The sequence below is a fragment of the Paenibacillus sp. EC2-1 genome (assembly GCF_049311625.1).
Taxonomy (GTDB): Bacteria; Bacillota; Bacilli; order Paenibacillales; family Paenibacillaceae; genus Paenibacillus_AQ.
In genome coordinates this window covers 2,042,872-2,058,119 of sequence record NZ_CP186006.1, presented here as the reverse complement: position 1 = coordinate 2,058,119, position 15,248 = coordinate 2,042,872, and the positions used below count along the sequence as shown (strand labels likewise).

15 protein-coding genes are annotated in these 15,248 nt (G+C 43.5%); 1 reads left to right on the top strand and 14 read right to left on the bottom strand.

Going from position 1 to position 15,248, the window contains the following annotated elements; translation table 11 throughout:
- Position 1 precedes the first annotated feature (1 nt).
- Both ACK8P5_RS09665 and lpdA read right to left on the bottom strand, forming a co-directional pair.
- On the bottom strand, positions 2–1,027 hold the full coding sequence (locus ACK8P5_RS09665) for a thiamine pyrophosphate-dependent dehydrogenase E1 component subunit alpha (RefSeq protein ID WP_422660728.1): 1,026 nt from the start codon (positions 1,025–1,027) through the stop codon (positions 2–4).
- A gap of 185 nt (positions 1,028–1,212) precedes the next feature.
- Positions 1,213–2,634, bottom strand: coding sequence for a dihydrolipoyl dehydrogenase (lpdA, locus tag ACK8P5_RS09660; RefSeq protein WP_422660727.1), 1,422 nt, complete (start codon positions 2,632–2,634; stop codon positions 1,213–1,215).
- Positions 2,635–2,792: 158 nt separating this feature from the next.
- Between lpdA and ACK8P5_RS09655 the strand changes: the two genes are divergently transcribed.
- Positions 2,793–3,095, top strand: coding sequence for a DUF2627 domain-containing protein (locus tag ACK8P5_RS09655; protein WP_422660726.1), 303 nt, complete (start codon positions 2,793–2,795; stop codon positions 3,093–3,095).
- Positions 3,096–3,196: 101 nt separating this feature from the next.
- Here ACK8P5_RS09655 and ACK8P5_RS09650 read toward each other — a convergent pair whose 3' ends face one another.
- The 12 genes from ACK8P5_RS09650 to xseA all read right to left on the bottom strand — a co-directional run bounded on the left by ACK8P5_RS09650 (position 3,197) and on the right by xseA (position 15,248).
- Positions 3,197–3,409, bottom strand: a complete 213-nt coding sequence (locus ACK8P5_RS09650) for a hypothetical protein (RefSeq protein ID WP_422660725.1) — start codon at positions 3,407–3,409, stop codon at positions 3,197–3,199.
- A gap of 36 nt (positions 3,410–3,445) precedes the next feature.
- A complete protein-coding gene (locus tag ACK8P5_RS09645) occupies positions 3,446–4,330 on the bottom strand; it encodes an NAD-dependent epimerase/dehydratase family protein (protein ID WP_422660724.1) in 885 nt (294 codons plus the stop codon).
- Between the two features lie 230 nt (positions 4,331–4,560).
- Positions 4,561–5,364 (bottom strand): sporulation transcription factor Spo0A, encoded by an 804-nt coding sequence (spo0A, locus tag ACK8P5_RS09640; RefSeq protein ID WP_422660723.1) that lies wholly within the window; start codon positions 5,362–5,364, stop codon positions 4,561–4,563.
- Between the two features lie 192 nt (positions 5,365–5,556).
- The gene (gene spoIVB / locus ACK8P5_RS09635) at positions 5,557–6,888 is read right to left on the bottom strand and encodes a SpoIVB peptidase (protein ID WP_422660722.1); all 1,332 of its coding nucleotides are present in this window, start codon (positions 6,886–6,888) and stop codon (positions 5,557–5,559) included.
- 102 nt (positions 6,889–6,990) lie between these two features.
- Positions 6,991–8,730, bottom strand: a complete 1,740-nt coding sequence (gene recN, locus ACK8P5_RS09630) for a DNA repair protein RecN (RefSeq protein WP_422660721.1) — start codon at positions 8,728–8,730, stop codon at positions 6,991–6,993.
- A gap of 39 nt (positions 8,731–8,769) precedes the next feature.
- A complete protein-coding gene (gene ahrC / locus ACK8P5_RS09625) occupies positions 8,770–9,219 on the bottom strand; it encodes a transcriptional regulator AhrC/ArgR (RefSeq protein ID WP_422660720.1) in 450 nt (149 codons plus the stop codon).
- Between the two features lie 30 nt (positions 9,220–9,249).
- On the bottom strand, positions 9,250–9,732 hold the full coding sequence (locus ACK8P5_RS09620) for a hypothetical protein (RefSeq protein WP_422660719.1): 483 nt from the start codon (positions 9,730–9,732) through the stop codon (positions 9,250–9,252).
- Between the two features lie 69 nt (positions 9,733–9,801).
- Positions 9,802–10,674: a TlyA family RNA methyltransferase gene (locus tag ACK8P5_RS09615; protein WP_422660718.1), complete on the bottom strand. Its 873-nt coding sequence runs from the start codon at positions 10,672–10,674 to the stop codon at positions 9,802–9,804.
- A 20-nt stretch (positions 10,675–10,694) separates the two neighbouring features.
- A complete protein-coding gene (gene dxs, locus ACK8P5_RS09610) occupies positions 10,695–12,602 on the bottom strand; it encodes a 1-deoxy-D-xylulose-5-phosphate synthase (RefSeq protein ID WP_422660717.1) in 1,908 nt (635 codons plus the stop codon).
- A gap of 130 nt (positions 12,603–12,732) precedes the next feature.
- Positions 12,733–13,638, bottom strand: coding sequence for a polyprenyl synthetase family protein (locus ACK8P5_RS09605; protein ID WP_422660716.1), 906 nt, complete (start codon positions 13,636–13,638; stop codon positions 12,733–12,735).
- Positions 13,631–13,888 carry an exodeoxyribonuclease VII small subunit gene (gene xseB / locus ACK8P5_RS09600; RefSeq protein ID WP_422660715.1) on the bottom strand — a complete coding sequence of 86 codons (258 nt, stop codon included), beginning with the start codon at positions 13,886–13,888 and terminating at the stop codon, positions 13,631–13,633. The genes ACK8P5_RS09605 and xseB overlap by 8 nt, the downstream gene beginning before the upstream one ends.
- Positions 13,878–15,248 (bottom strand): exodeoxyribonuclease VII large subunit, encoded by a 1,371-nt coding sequence (xseA, locus tag ACK8P5_RS09595; RefSeq protein WP_422660714.1) that lies wholly within the window; start codon positions 15,246–15,248, stop codon positions 13,878–13,880. The genes xseB and xseA overlap by 11 nt, the downstream gene beginning before the upstream one ends.

Below are 15,248 nucleotides of genomic sequence, written 5' to 3'. Positions count from 1 at the left end.
CTTATACTCCTCCTTCGTTCTCGGCGTACACATGACGAAGTGTATCCTCCGGCTTCGGGAAAGGAGCACGGTCAGCATATTCCGTCGCTTCTTTAATTTCTAGGTTCAGCTGAGCTACTAGATCCTGCTCTTTGTTATCATCCCACAAACCTAAGTCCGTCAAGTATTGTTTGAAGCGAGCTACGCCGTCATTCTTCCAATTCTCCTCGACTTCTTCTTTCGTACGGTAAGCCAGATCATTATCAGAGGTCGAGTGTGGAGACAAACGATACATCATCGCTTCGATCAGTGTCGGACCTTCGCCTCGCACTGCCCGTTCGCGAGCTTCTTTAACAGCTGCGTACACTTCCAGCGCATCGTTACCATCTACACGGATTCCAGGGAATCCGTATCCGAGTGCACGATCACTTACCTTACCACTAAGCTGTTTATGAAGTGGAACGGAAATCGCGTACTGGTTGTTCTCGCACATAATAATGACAGGCAGCTTATTCACGCCAGCGAAATTACAGCCTTCATGAAAATCACCTTGATTACTCGAACCTTCTCCAAACGTAACAAAAGAAACAAAGTCCTTCTTCTGCATTTTTGCCGCTAAAGCAAATCCGACAGCATGAGGAACTTGAGTCGTTACAGGGCTTGAACCTGTTACAATACGAAGCTTCTTGCTTCCGAAGTGTCCTGGCATTTGACGGCCGCCACTATTCGGATCTTCTGCTTTTGCAAATGCAGAGAGCATAAGTTCCTTTAGCGTCATGCCCACAGTTAGTACGAACCCGTAGTCCCGATAATAAGGGAGGAAGTAATCTTTCTCCCGGTCCAGAGCATAAGCTGCCGCTACTTGGCATGTCTCTTGCCCAATTCCTGAAACGTGGAAATTAATTTTTCCTGCACGCTGCAAAAGCATGTTGCGCTCATCAAATTTTCGCGCCAGCACCATATATTTGTACATGTCCAGTACTTGACCGTCTGTCAATCCAAGCTGCTCATGCCTGTTTTTCTTGAGTATTGTTTCCCGCTCTTTCATGGAGATCCCTCCTTAATTCATCACACCAACCGTCCGTGGAATCATACCTTTGATTCAAATACAGATCTAAATCCCCTTTTACGGATCTAGTATTAAAACCTGGTACTAAGACTTGGCTTAATGTTATTATAATCCCTTTTTCCCGAAAAAGAAATGAGGGATTGCTCATTATAGGCTCTCGCAGTTTAAATACCTGTTGCTTTTCCGTCTACAGCCAGACTAGCTTCGCCTAATATTTCCGACAATGTTGGGTGTGCGTGAGCCATAGAACCAATCTCCCAAGGGGTTGCATCAAGTACCTGAGCAAGTGCGGCGGAACCGATGAGTTCAGTTACATGAGGCCCGATCATATGAACACCTAGTATGTCATTCGTGGCCTTATCTGCAATTACTTTAACGAATCCATCACTCATACCGAATACAAGCGCCTTCCCATTTGCCGAGAAAGGATACTTACCACTCTTAACCTCGTAGCCTTGTGCCAGCGCCTGCTTCTCCGTAAGGCCAACACTCGCAGCCTCTGGTCTAGTATAGACACAACGAGGTGTCCATTCTTTGCGATACGCCATTTCTTGTTCACCTGCAAGATGATGTACGGCAGCCAATCCTTCGTGACTCGCAGCGTGAGCAAGTTGAAGACCACCAATTACATCTCCGATCGCATAAATATGCGGTTCCGTTGTCTGCATAAACTTGTTAACAACGATCAATCCACGGTCAACACGCACATCCGTATTCTCAAGTCCAATATTCTCAGCATTACCTATTCGGCCTATAGAAATCAACAATTTATCCGAATTCAGCTGGTGCTCCTGCCCTTCGTAATTAACACGAAGCGTAACTTGATTATCCTTGACCTCATATGACTCTGTTAGGAGTTCTGCTCCCGTCATGATCTTAATACCTCGACCCGAAAGAAGTCTGTTCATTTCCTTGCCTATCTCTTCATCTTCAGCAGGAAGAATCTGTGAAGAGGATTCAATTATTGTAACATCCACACCAAAATCATGAAGCATGGATGCCCATTCCACACCAATTACGCCTCCACCAACAATAATGATCGAAGCTGGCAGCTCTTGCATAAGCAATGCATGATCACTAGTCATTACATACTTACCATCCGGCTCTAACCCCGGCAAATGGCGAGGACGCGATCCTGTAGCAATAATAAGATGTGTAGAAACAATCGTTTCCATTTCACCATCCGCTAATTCTACAGCTACAGCACCACTTCGTGGAGAAAATATGGAAGGCCCGATTACACGTCCAACACCATGAATAACTTGTATTTTATTTTTGCGCATCAAATACTGTACGCCTTGATGGAGTTTTTCCACAATATTATCTTTTCGCTTCTGAACCTTATCGAATGCTAAACGAACACCATCCGCCTCTATACCATAGCTCTCGCTTTCCTTCATATCAGCATATAGTTCTGCACTTCGCAGTAATGATTTACTTGGAATACAGCCACGGTGGAGACATGTTCCACCTAGTTTGTCCTGCTCTATAATCACAACGTTCTTTCCTAATTGAGCCGCTCGGATGGCAGCCACATAGCCGCCGGTACCGCCACCGAGAATCGCCACATCACATGTAATCGCCATAGTTGGCACCTCCGCATTATGTACTTCTTTTCTCTATTATTGTACTCTCTTTTTTATGTATTACAAATCGGATTCAGCTTCTTAAATAGACATCATCCGTGGAAAAAGGTATGATAAGTAGTAGATTTTTCATATTACAACAGAGGAAGGAACCCTGTATGAAAATTATGATCTCTCGATTCATTGCCATCATTATTTTGGTTATACCCGGCTTCTTGGCAATGATTGGTTTTTTAATGATGAAAGACGCCTTTTTCTCATATATCGCTGTGCATGGTGACGATCAAGTTACAAATCCTTCATTTGAATGGCTCCATTTCGGCGGTGGACTTCTTCTATTTGGAATTGGTATTAGCTTTTTGGGAGGATGGATATTATTCCGCGACCGGAAGCGTAATTACGTAGGCCCTAGATTCAAGAAGAAACGTCCAGCTAAACCAGATACAACTGCGCAAACTTAATCTACTGCTATCACCATTCATAAACAAACACCGGGGGTCATAACCTCCGGTGTTTGTTTTCGCATAGATATATTACCTGACACTATTTAACCTTATAGCCGCTATTCCATCAGAGCATCCTTCAATTTACTAGACATTCGAGCCTGCTTCGAGGAGGATTTTAGTGCCGCCTTCCGTAGGTTCACATTTTGTCGTGTTATGATTTCGAGTTCCTCAAGCAACTGCTCGACGAGCTTTGCAGCTTCAAGACCTAATTGTCCTTCTTCCTGCAGTTTTTTTGCCTGATTCGTCAAATTTACAATGGTGTCATTCATGTTGATCTTCCTTTCTAATGAATCTGCTGTTTTACTCTACGAATTCATCATCTTCATATACTCTTTAATAAGTTCTGGCATCCATTCCTTCAAGCTCCAAAATGAAAATCCTGCAGCTTCTGCTAAGCTGTTATCCATTGTCCAATCTCCAGGAATGCCGAACGGTGACATATGATCCACTCCAGCTGAGCTCTGCAACGTGGAGGTTCTTCCCGTTTCCTGTAAAATGAGATCCATGATTTCACGTACTGAGATTTCTCCGTTGGAGCACGCATTAACAGGACCTTCGAACCGCACTTCCCCTGCCCACTGCAAAAACTGCGCTGCTTCTTCCGCATGGATAAAAGAAATACGCGCATCAGGTGCAGGTAGGCCAATCGGCTCGCCTTTCAGCGAATGTTCGATATGGAATAGCAGCCTCTTTGTATAATCATCAATCCCTAGAACGATTGGAAAACGTACGGCTGCCACATTCAGATCATGCCGACTGAAGAGTACTGCTTCTGCCTGACGTTTCCCTTCTTTATAACTGTACTCCCTTTGATCATTCGTAATGATCGGGTACCGATAAGGATCAAAATCCTGTTCCCTCAATGGATGGTCTGCAAAATCATAAACCGAAAGTGTAGAAGTTAGAACATATTGACCTACTCGCCCAGCAAAAAGTTTAGCCGTATAATCCGCTTCTTCTGGAGTATAACAAATATTATCATACACGATATCAAAATCGCTACTTTGGACTGCCTTTTTCAAACTTTCAAAGTCTTTACGATCAGCTGAAAGCCTTTTCACAGATTCACCAAACTCATCCTTACTGTTTCCCCTTGTTAATATGGTCACCTCAGCTCCGCTGCCAATCAGGTTCGCTACCAATCTTTTTCCGAAAAAACGGGTACCCCCAAGTACCAATACTTTCTTCATTGTCTTTTTCCCCCTGAAAGAAAATGGTTAATGCATACGCAATACACCGGCTTAAATGCCACCATATCTTCTTTTCTTCATTGATTATGTAATTCCCTGCCCATTCAAAAATGAGCATATTATAAATAATACGTCACTTCTTTAATGAATCGATGATATACTCATCATCCACTAAAGAAGTGACGCATTGGTCACCTAATATTGAAGAAGACTCAATACTCCTAACCCTTTCAAGAAACCTTATGTTCGATTCTGAGCTTATCAGCTACCATCGCAATAAATTCACTATTCGTCGGCTTAGACTTGGAAATATTGATTGTGTACCCAAACAAGTGACTGATACTATCTATATTCCCACGGGTCCAAGCCACCTCGATCGCATGACGAATTGCACGTTCCACACGCGATGGAGTTGTTTTGAATTTTTCAGCAATTGCCGGATACAACGTCTTCGTAATCGCTCCCAAAATTTCAATGTTGTTATAAACCATCGTAATGGCTTCACGTAAGTACTGATACCCTTTAATATGAGCAGGCACTCCAATTTCATGAATAATAGAAGTTATATTAGCATCCAGATTCTTCCCTTTGCCCATCGGAACAACATTTGATTTCATGGTACTAAATGAAGCACTTGCGGACATACTGTTAGGTGCCCCTACCAACTGACGAATACGGCTGGCGAGTACTTCCATATCAAATGGTTTCAAAATGTAATAAGAAGCACCTAACTGCACGGCACGCTGAGTAATGTTCTCCTGACCAAATGCTGTAAGCATAATAATCTTTGGTTGTGGAGATAAATTCATATCACGCAGGCGCTCAAGAACACCTAAGCCGTCTAAATGAGGCATAATAATGTCAAGAATTAACACATCAGGTACCTTCCCGGTTTCCTCAATCATACTTAGAACTTCCTCGCCATTGTAGGCAATCCCGGAAACCACCATATCAGGTTGGTCCGTAATATATTCTCCAAGCAGGTTAGTAAACTCACGGTTGTCGTCTGCCAATAAAACCTCAATTTTTTGCAATTCGTGCTCCTCCTTTATCAAATCAATTGTTTTTGTTAAATTTCTTGTAAATAAAGTTTTCGACACAGTCATTTAAATTCCTTCTGTCGAAAATTATTTTTCTTTATTTTTTTTTGATCTTGATTTATAATGAATATTTTATTTCAAATTCATTAATATTTCGGCTTTTTGCGACAAAAAAATCTTAAGGCATTAACCTGCCTTAAGATTGTGTGACTTACTATGACTCGAAGGAAGCACTCCTGAATCCTGAAGCATCCATTCGATGAAGCATCCGTAGCCTGATTTTGGATCATTCACAAACACATGAGTAACTGCCCCGATTAGCTTACCATTCTGAACAATTGGACTTCCACTCATCCCTTGTACAATACCACCGGTCTTCTTAATTAGTTCAGGATCGGTGATGCGGATAACCATTCCTTTTGTTGCCGGAGCATCCTGACGAGAAACATGAATGACTTCTACTTTGAAACGTTCGACCTCTTGACCTTCAACCACAGTCAATATTTCTGCAGGCCCTGTCTTAACCTCATCAGCAAATGCAACCGGTATAGGTTCTGGATAGAGACTATGACTTGGTTTTTCATGCATTTTACCGAAGATGCCAAAGTGGGTATTACGCTCAACATTCCCCAGAATGCGGCTATCTTTTAGGAAATGAGCTCGCTTCTCACCAGGCTCACCTTGTTCACTTCGTGAAATTGAAGTTACATTAGACTGTAAAATTTGTCCACTTCCTACTTCGATCGGTGTTTGTGTGTTCATGTCAGTAATAACATGTCCTAAAGCTCCATACACCTTCTGGTGCGGCGCATAAAAGGTTAAAGTACCCACACCAGCTGCTGAATCCCTAATGTACAAACCAAGACGCCAAGAACGATCTTCATCGTCGTAAGATGGTGTCAGTTTTGTTCTGAACTCCTTACCATTTCGTTTAAAAGTGATATCAAGAGGTCTTTTGCTAGTGCCAGCATTTTCAACGATTTGAGCTACTTTAGTTACATCACTAAGTACCGTACCATCCATCTGGGTCAACAGATCTCCCAATTTAAGACCTGCGGCTTCTCCTGGTGAAGTCTTCGCTCCATTGGAATGCACAAGGTGATGACCAACAACCAATATACCCGCTGACTTCACTTTAACACCAATCGTTTGGCCGCCCGGATATACCTTGAGTTCGGGCATGACTTTAACATGCACTGTCTTCAGAGGAATTGTACCGAATAATTTCAGGGTAACCTCGGCCTTACCAGTTTGTTGAGGGTTCAACTGCAATGGACGGTTCAGAGAAACATTTAACGCTGACTCTGAGGACCCGTTCAATTGAAGCACATCAGGACGGTCTACCGAAGCGAGTGCCTGAACCGGCACAGCCAAGTTCAAATTCGCCTGTTGTCCAGTAAACAACCTCATTTCATTAGGTAATGCGGCTAAAGACTGTACAGGTTCAGCAGTTCCTACGAAACAAAGAAAGAAGGCAAGAATAAAACCGAGCAGTTTTTTCCTGAGGTTGGGGTTCAATGGCTGTCACGCTCCCTTTTTCTTCTTCCGCTTGACGAAAAGGTTGGTCGCCAATTGCGTACCTTTAAGTTAACCCTGCCCTCAGGCTTTTATAACTGTCAATCATTGACCCAATGCCGTTCTGGATGCTTTTTGCGCTTCCGCCAAATTGAGCATTTCCTGGGCATGATGCAGTGTTTTTTCTGTGATCTCGACACCACCGAGCATCCTTGCTAGTTCCTTTACACGTCCATCTTCATTTAAAGATTCAACTTGTGTCATCGTTCTTCCATCATAAAGCTTCTTCTCAATTAAATACTGATGATCAGCCATACAAGCGACCTGTGGCAAGTGGGTTATGGAGAAGACTTGGCATGTCTTGGCCAGGATATACAACTTTTCAGCAATCGATTGCGCCGCTCGCCCACTGACACCCGTATCAACCTCATCAAATATGAGAACAGGAATTTGGTCGTGTCGAGCAAAGATACTCTTCATGGCAAGCATAATTCGCGAAAGTTCACCACCGGAAGCGATCTTTGCCAGCGGCCTTAGTGGCTCTCCCGGATTGGGGGATATTAAAAACTCAGCAGTATCCAGTCCTTGTCGGCTGAGACGGACACGTCTTCCTTCATATTCATACCCATTAGCGTCATCTTGAAGATCTAGCCGTACTTCGAGTGAAGTTCTCTCCATCTGGAGATCCTTCAGTTCCCGCTCCACTTGTCTCGCTAAATCATTGGCACATTGTTTTCTTATGGCGCTCAAATCTTTAGCAAGCTTTAATAACCCTTCTAAGAGCTTATCTCTGCGATTTCTGAGCGCTTCAATATGCTCATCTTTATTCTCAAGCAGATCTGTCTCCTGTTCAATGCGTTTGTAGTATTCCAAAATCTGCTCTACATTATCCCCATATTTCCGGCGCAGTCCGGATATCATATTTAGACGCTGTTCTATTTCATCCAATCGATCTGGATTGAATTCAATCTGATCTCGGTAATCCCGCAATTGAAAAACTGCATCTTCCAACTGGTAATAAGCCGATTGAAGTTGCTCTGCAAGGGGCTTCAATCCTTTTTCATCAAAACTAGATACATCATCGATTCGCGTTAAAGCGCGGCTTATTGATTCAAGTCCCTGAGATCCATATAGAAGCTCATATGCGCTTCCCACAGAATCCATCATTTTCTCGCTATGAGAAAGCTTGTTTCTCTCTTCAGCAAGCACTTCGTCTTCCCCAGGTTTCAATTCTGCTGCAGCAATCTCCTCTAATTGAAAACGGTACATATCAAGCATCTGATATGCTTTTTGACTGGATTCAAGCAAGTCATTTAATTCCTTCTCAACCTTGATAAACTGGCTATAATGATCCTGATACTTTCGCTTAATCGGTCCAATCGATTGGTCCCCATAAGTATCAAGAAGGCTGAGGTGCCTGTCCGAACGAAGTAAGCTCTGGTGTTCATGTTGCCCGTGTATGTTAATAAGCTGCTCACCAATTTCACGAAGCATGCTTAAGTTAACCAATTGACCATTTATCCGTGAAGTGCTCTTCCCTTGAGATGTCAGCTCTCTTCGTATTAACAAATGTTCTTCAGGTGCACCTTCAATACCCAATCTCTCCAGTGTTCCCCACACGGGATGTGCACTCGGCAAATCAAACAAAGCTTCAATTTCTGACTTCTCACAGCCGTAACGAATCAAATCTGCTGACCCACGTCCACCTGCAACAAGTCCAAGTGCATCAATAATAATCGATTTACCCGCACCCGTCTCACCCGTCAGTACATGGAATCCAGGAAAAAAATGCACATCTACTGCCTCTACAACCGCCAGATTTCGAATCGATAACGTCACTAACATATGCAGCACCTCCGACTTAACTGTTCAATAACCGTAGGGTTATGAAATGAATCCCATAATTTGTGATACGACTTGCTCACTGTCACGATCTGTTCGACAGATCAATAAAATGGTATCATCTCCACAAATTGTACCCATGATATGAGACCACTCCATATTATCCAGTAACACAGCAACGGAGTTGGCTGTACCCGGTAGACACTTCATGACAACCAAATTTCCAGTACGATCTATATGAACGAAGTTGTCCACAAGTGCTCGTTTTAACTTTTGAACTGGATTATAGCGTTGATCCGTCGGCATGGAGTATTTGTAACGTCCATCATCCATCGGAACTTTGATAAGTAGTAATTCTTTAATGTCTCTAGAAACAGTTGCCTGAGTCACTTGGAAGCCTTCGGATCTAAGTGCTTCAACTAATTCATCTTGTGTTTCAATTTCTCTATGGGTAATAATATCCCGAATTTTTATGTGTCGTTGTCCCTTCATTAAGAAGCCTCCCGAATTTATTAAGCTGATTTAATCGTCGTTTAAGGTCCATTCCTCGTCAGACCATTCCATGGTCACTCGCCGGACAGCATTTTCATTCAGGTCAATGTACAGTAATCCGGCACATTCCGGGTACATCACCATAAAAGGCATTAACCGGTCTCTGATACCACTTCCTGTAAAGTCCATTGGCAAACGGTCACGTGAAAGCTTGACCAAATACAAATCTCCATTATCATCTGATGCAACATAATCGATAAAAAGTCGGCTTTGCAGCGTAAGTTCGTCTGTATCAAAGGTCAGGTTTATCTTTACCTTACCCCCAATTACATCATATCCTTCACGTTCCATAAGCTCAATTGCAGGATGATCTTGAATACGTTCATTGATGGGCACACCCGGTAGTTGACTGATTCCTGGTGATATAAGCCAGCGATTGAGTCGCCATACAAGCAGTATAATGACAACAACTCCGATTAGAATCATGAGAAACCCATCATAACGCTCATTCATCCCTATTCACCTCGAACTTTGTATTCGAGATACAAGTAATAACTCCTTTTTTTCAGCAAAAGAAACCCATCATTTCGATGAGTTTCCCGTAAATGTATGAGCTGCCTGCTGTACAGTGCTGTCAATCCACTCGCCCAACTGATCCGGAACTTGTTGTGAATCCATCCCCGGTTCTTCCGATTGGGCTAGCCTCTCAGGCATAACTTGCCAGTGAGCCAGAAATTCGATATTTCCTTCTCCTCCGGTTATGGGAGAGAAGGTTAAACCTTTTAGTTCAAAACCTAATTGATGCGCAAATGTGAGTACTTGAGTAAGAACTTCCTTATGCACTTTAGGATCTCTTACAACCCCCGATTTACCCACTTTCTCACGACCTGCTTCGAATTGTGGCTTAATAAGAGCAGCAACATCCGCAGGTCTATCGAGTAAAGCAAGCAGTGGTGGCAATATAATTCGCAAGGAGATGAAAGATACATCAATACTTGCAAAATTAGGGCGAGGTCCGTTCAGGTCCTCAGGCGTTACATAACGGAAGTTCGTTCGCTCCATTACACAGACACGCTCATCGTTACGAAGAGACCAGTCGAGCTGATTATAACCAACATCAATGGCATACACATATTCAGCCCCGTGCTGGAGCGCACAATCCGTAAAACCACCAGTGGATGATCCGATATCGAGCATCGTTCGTCCCGTCATATCGATACCAAATGTTTTGAGAGCCTTCTCAAGCTTCAATCCACCTCGACCAACATAAGGGTGAACAGATCCCTTTACTCTAAGTTCGGTGGTTCGTGGTATTTTCATACCCGCCTTCTCAATCCGCTCACTTCCTGAGTATACAAGGCCGGCCATAATGGCCGCCTTGGCTTTCTCACGACTTTCATAAAACCCCTGCTCCACAAGCAGGACATCAATGCGTTCTTTTTGTATTGAATCCATCTTGGTCTCCTGATCTGTCATTAGGACGAGAAACTTCTCTTACCTGCCATAGCAGAACTGGATGAGATTAGCCCACGAATTTCAGCACATACCGCTTCTGTGGTCAAGCCTACCTCTGCTCGTTGTTCTTTGATGCTACCATGCTCGATGAAACGATCTTCAATGCCCATTAAGGATACAACAGCCTCATGCATGCCTTGAGCTGCAAAATATTCAAGTACCGCACTTCCAAGACTTCCCGCTTGACATGCCTCTTCAAGTACAATCATAGCTGTACCTGATGAAGCCAGTTCATTAAGCATATCTTCATCTAGCGGCTTCAGGAACCGTGCATTTACAATCTGAACTTGAATTCCTTCACGCTTAAGCATATCTGCTGCTTCTTCTGCAATTTGAACCATAGGACCCATCGCAAGAATCGCACAGCCCTCTCCGGACCGGACCATCTCCCATTTTCCGATTGGGATAGGTACTAACTCTTGATCCATAGCAACACCCGTGACGTTAATACGCGGATATCGGTATGCAATTGGACCATCATTATATTCAAGCGCTGTCTTCATCATATGTCTCAATTCATTCTCATCTTTCGGCATCATCAATACAATATTGGGGATATGCCGCATAAATGCGATATCGTAAACACCTTGATGCGTTTCTCCATCAGCACCGACAAATCCGGCTCGGTCAATCGCAAACATGACATTAGCATTGTGACGACAAATATCATGTACTATCTGATCGTAAGCACGCTGCATAAAAGTAGAATAGACGGCAAATACCGGCTTCATTCCCTCCATAGCAAGCGCTGCGCACATGGTTGCAGCATGTTGTTCAGCAATTCCCACATCAATCATTCGATCAGGGAATCTTTCACTAAACGGTATTAATCCAGAGCCACCTGGCATTGCAGGCGTCACAGCAACAATACGTTCATCTTGCTCACCGAGTTCAATAAGTGTCTGGCCAAAAACCTCAGTATACATTGGATTGCCAACTGCCTTAAGTACCTGTCCCGATTCAATCTTATACGGTGAGATTCCGTGCCACTTATGAGAATCTGATTCCGCTGGACGGTAGCCCTTACCCTTCGTTGTCACCGCATGAATAAGTACGGGGCCATCCACATTATCTGCTTGACGCAATGTGTCAATCAATTTATTCAAATCATGACCATCAACGGGTCCTAAATAAGTGAATCCTAGCTCTTCAAAAAGAATGCCAGGGACCATCATGTACTTCAAGCTATCCTTCATCTTCTCAGCTGTCTTAGCAAGCTTTCCGCCAATGGCTGGAATTTTCTTGAGCAGACTTTCAACTTCGTCCTTAGCTCGTAAGTAGTGACGATCAGAACGAATTTTACTTAAGTAATTGTGCATTGCACCCACATTCGGAGCAATGGACATTTCGTTATCATTAAGAATAACAATAAGCTTCTTCTGTTCGTGTCCGATATGGTTGAGTGCTTCAAAAGCCATCCCCCCGGTTAATGCGCCATCACCGATCATGGCAATAACCCGATTATCCTCACATTTCAAATCACGAGCTAAAGCCATACCCATAGCCGCTGACAAGGATGTGCTACTATGCCCAGCTTCCCAGACATCGTGCTCACTCTCATTACGTTTTACGAACCCGCATAATCCTTTATACTTGCGTAATGTATCAAAATGATCCATACGCCCTGTTAATATTTTATGAACATAAGCTTGATGACCCACGTCGTATATCATTTTGTCCCGAGGACTATCGAAACAATAATGCAAGGCTAGCGTGAGTTCAACCACTCCCAAATTCGATGCGAGATGTCCACCAGTTACAGACAGCTTCTCGATTAAAAACTGCCGGATTTCTCCTGCAAGATCAGCTAATTCGTCAACTGATAGATTTTTTAATTGTTCTGGTTGTTGTATGTTCGGAAGCAGCACGAAGAATCTCCCCGCTTTCCTTGTTTAGATTTGTCATTCATGTACAGCCCACCATTTCTTCTGAGCTTCATAGCTTTTATTTATCTTAGACATTATATCATAAAAAAACAGCCCACAAGTAATATCGGGATTAGTGATCCCGTGACATTAGAAAGTCTGCAATTTCGATAAGCCGCTGAGGATCCGAAAATCCACCCTGCATAATAACGGCCTTTGCCTCAGCTGTCAGCCGTTCGACCTCCTGCTTAGAGGCCTCAAGACCGATGAAATAAGGATAGGTTACCTTCTGTTGTTTAACATCACTCTGAGTCTTTTTCCCTAGTTTGGCTTCATCTCCGGTTAGATCAAGGATATCATCCTGAATCTGAAACGCCAAACCGATGTGATGTCCATAGGTTCTAAGTGCGTCCAGTTGTGCATCCGTCACTCCAGCTACTCTTCCACCAGCCATAAGAGAGAACATAATCAAATCACTTGTCTTGTGTAGATGGATATACTCCAACTGCTTAAGACTAGTCAATCCCTGCTCGCCTTCCATATCAGCAACTTGTCCACCAACCATACCACGTGGACCTGCATATTCAGCTAGATCTTCCACAATTGAAAGAACTCGTTCTGCTGGAATTCCATATTTACGGCTTGTCTGAACAACTTTATAAAAAGCATGTGTTAGTAAAGCGTCACCTGCCAGTATTGCAGCTGCTTCACCGTACACTTTATGATTGGTTAGCTTGCCACGTCGATAATCATCGTTATCCATGGCTGGAAGATCATCATGCACTAAAGAATACGTATGTACCATTTCAACAGCACATGCTACTGGTAAAGCTGCCTCTCTTTTTCCACCACCAGCCTCACAAGCTGCGATGACTAGCAGTGGGCGCATACGCTTTCCACCTGCCATTAGAGAATAGAGCATAGATTCCTTGAGACTAGTCGGAACATCCCATTCCTCAGGCATCATTACAGACAATTCGGTTGAGATTAGGTCATTAATCTCATTCATATATTGATCAAGCGGGGATGTGTTATTCACTAGTATCACCCGATTCTTCGAGCATATTTCCGAAAGGACGACGCTTTAATTCTCCGCCCTCTTCCACAATCATCTCGATTTTTTGTTCTACTTGCTCAAGCTTCTGACTACACATTTGAGATAGATGCATTCCTTTTTGAAAAAGATCGATCGCTTTTTCAAGCGGAACATCTCCATCTTCCAGTTGGCCTACGATCGTTTCGAGCTGTGCCAATGCTTCCTCAAAACTCATTTCCGTTTCATTCGCCACGATTGTCATCCTCCTTCATTCCCCACACTTGACACTGTAATCGTCCATCGCTAACTAACACATTAACTAGATCTCCTGGCTGGACATCACTCAGAGTCTTAATAAGTCTGGATTCCTGTTCGTCATAGACAAGACTATACCCACGTGACATAACTTTGAGCGGGCTTAAAGCATCCAAATGTCTGATTTCCGACTGGAGATGCTGTAACTTCTCACGCATCATCGTTTGCATCGCGCCCGTTAATTGACGATGAGCACTTTCATGCCTACGAGATGCCATTTGAACTTGTACATGCGGACTAAGACGCATTAAACCGTGTTTCAAAGAAATCTGCTTTTGATGATTTCTGGAAACCTGAGATTTAACTGCCCCCTGAAGGCGCATTTTCAACATATCTAAGCGTTCAGCGTGCTGTAGCATATATCGACGAGGGTACACGAGTACAGGGGACCGCTGTAATGATTGCAAACGTTCACTACTCCGGCGAAGCTTGTGTTCTAGTCCTTGTCTAAGCTGACGCTCACGCTGCAGTATACGTGATTTCAACTCGATCGCACTCGGCACAGCAATCTCAGCCGCTGCCGTAGGTGTTGCTGCCCGCACATCAGCGGCAAAATCAGCAATCGTAAAGTCAGTTTCATGCCCAACCGCTGAGATAACTGGTATATCAGACTGATAGATAGCCCGTGCTACCATTTCTTCGTTGAATGCCCAAAGTTCCTCAAGTGAACCTCCACCGCGACCTACAATGAGTACATCAGCTTCGGCCATTTCATTCATTGAACTTATAGCTTTAACGATGGATGGTGCTGCTCCTTTACCTTGTACTAGTACAGGATATAGAATAACTCTCACTTGAGGAAAGCGTCTCTTGATTGTAATCATAATATCGCGAACTGCAGCTCCTGTAGGAGACGTGATCACACCAACTGTGCGAGGAAAATGTGGAAGAGGACGTTTGCGTTCAATAGCAAACAGACCTTCTTCTTCCAGTTTCTTCTTAAGCTGCTCATATGCAAGATATAGACTTCCAATTCCGTCAGGCTGCATAGAAACCGCATAGAATTGATATTGTCCGTCCCTTTCATATACCGAGACGTTACCTCTGGCTATAACTCGGGCCCCTTCTTTCGGTATAAAGGGTAGTCTCTGGTTATGAGTGGCAAACATAATCGCTCGAATTCGGCTTCCCTCATCCTTTAGCGTAAAATACATATGTCCGCTGGAGTGATGAGTGAAATTAGAAATTTCACCACGGATCCACACATCTGACAGTCTCGTATCGCCTTCCATTTTCATACGGATATATCGGTTCAAATCCTTGACGGATAAGACATGCTGCTGATCTGAGGTTTTCAT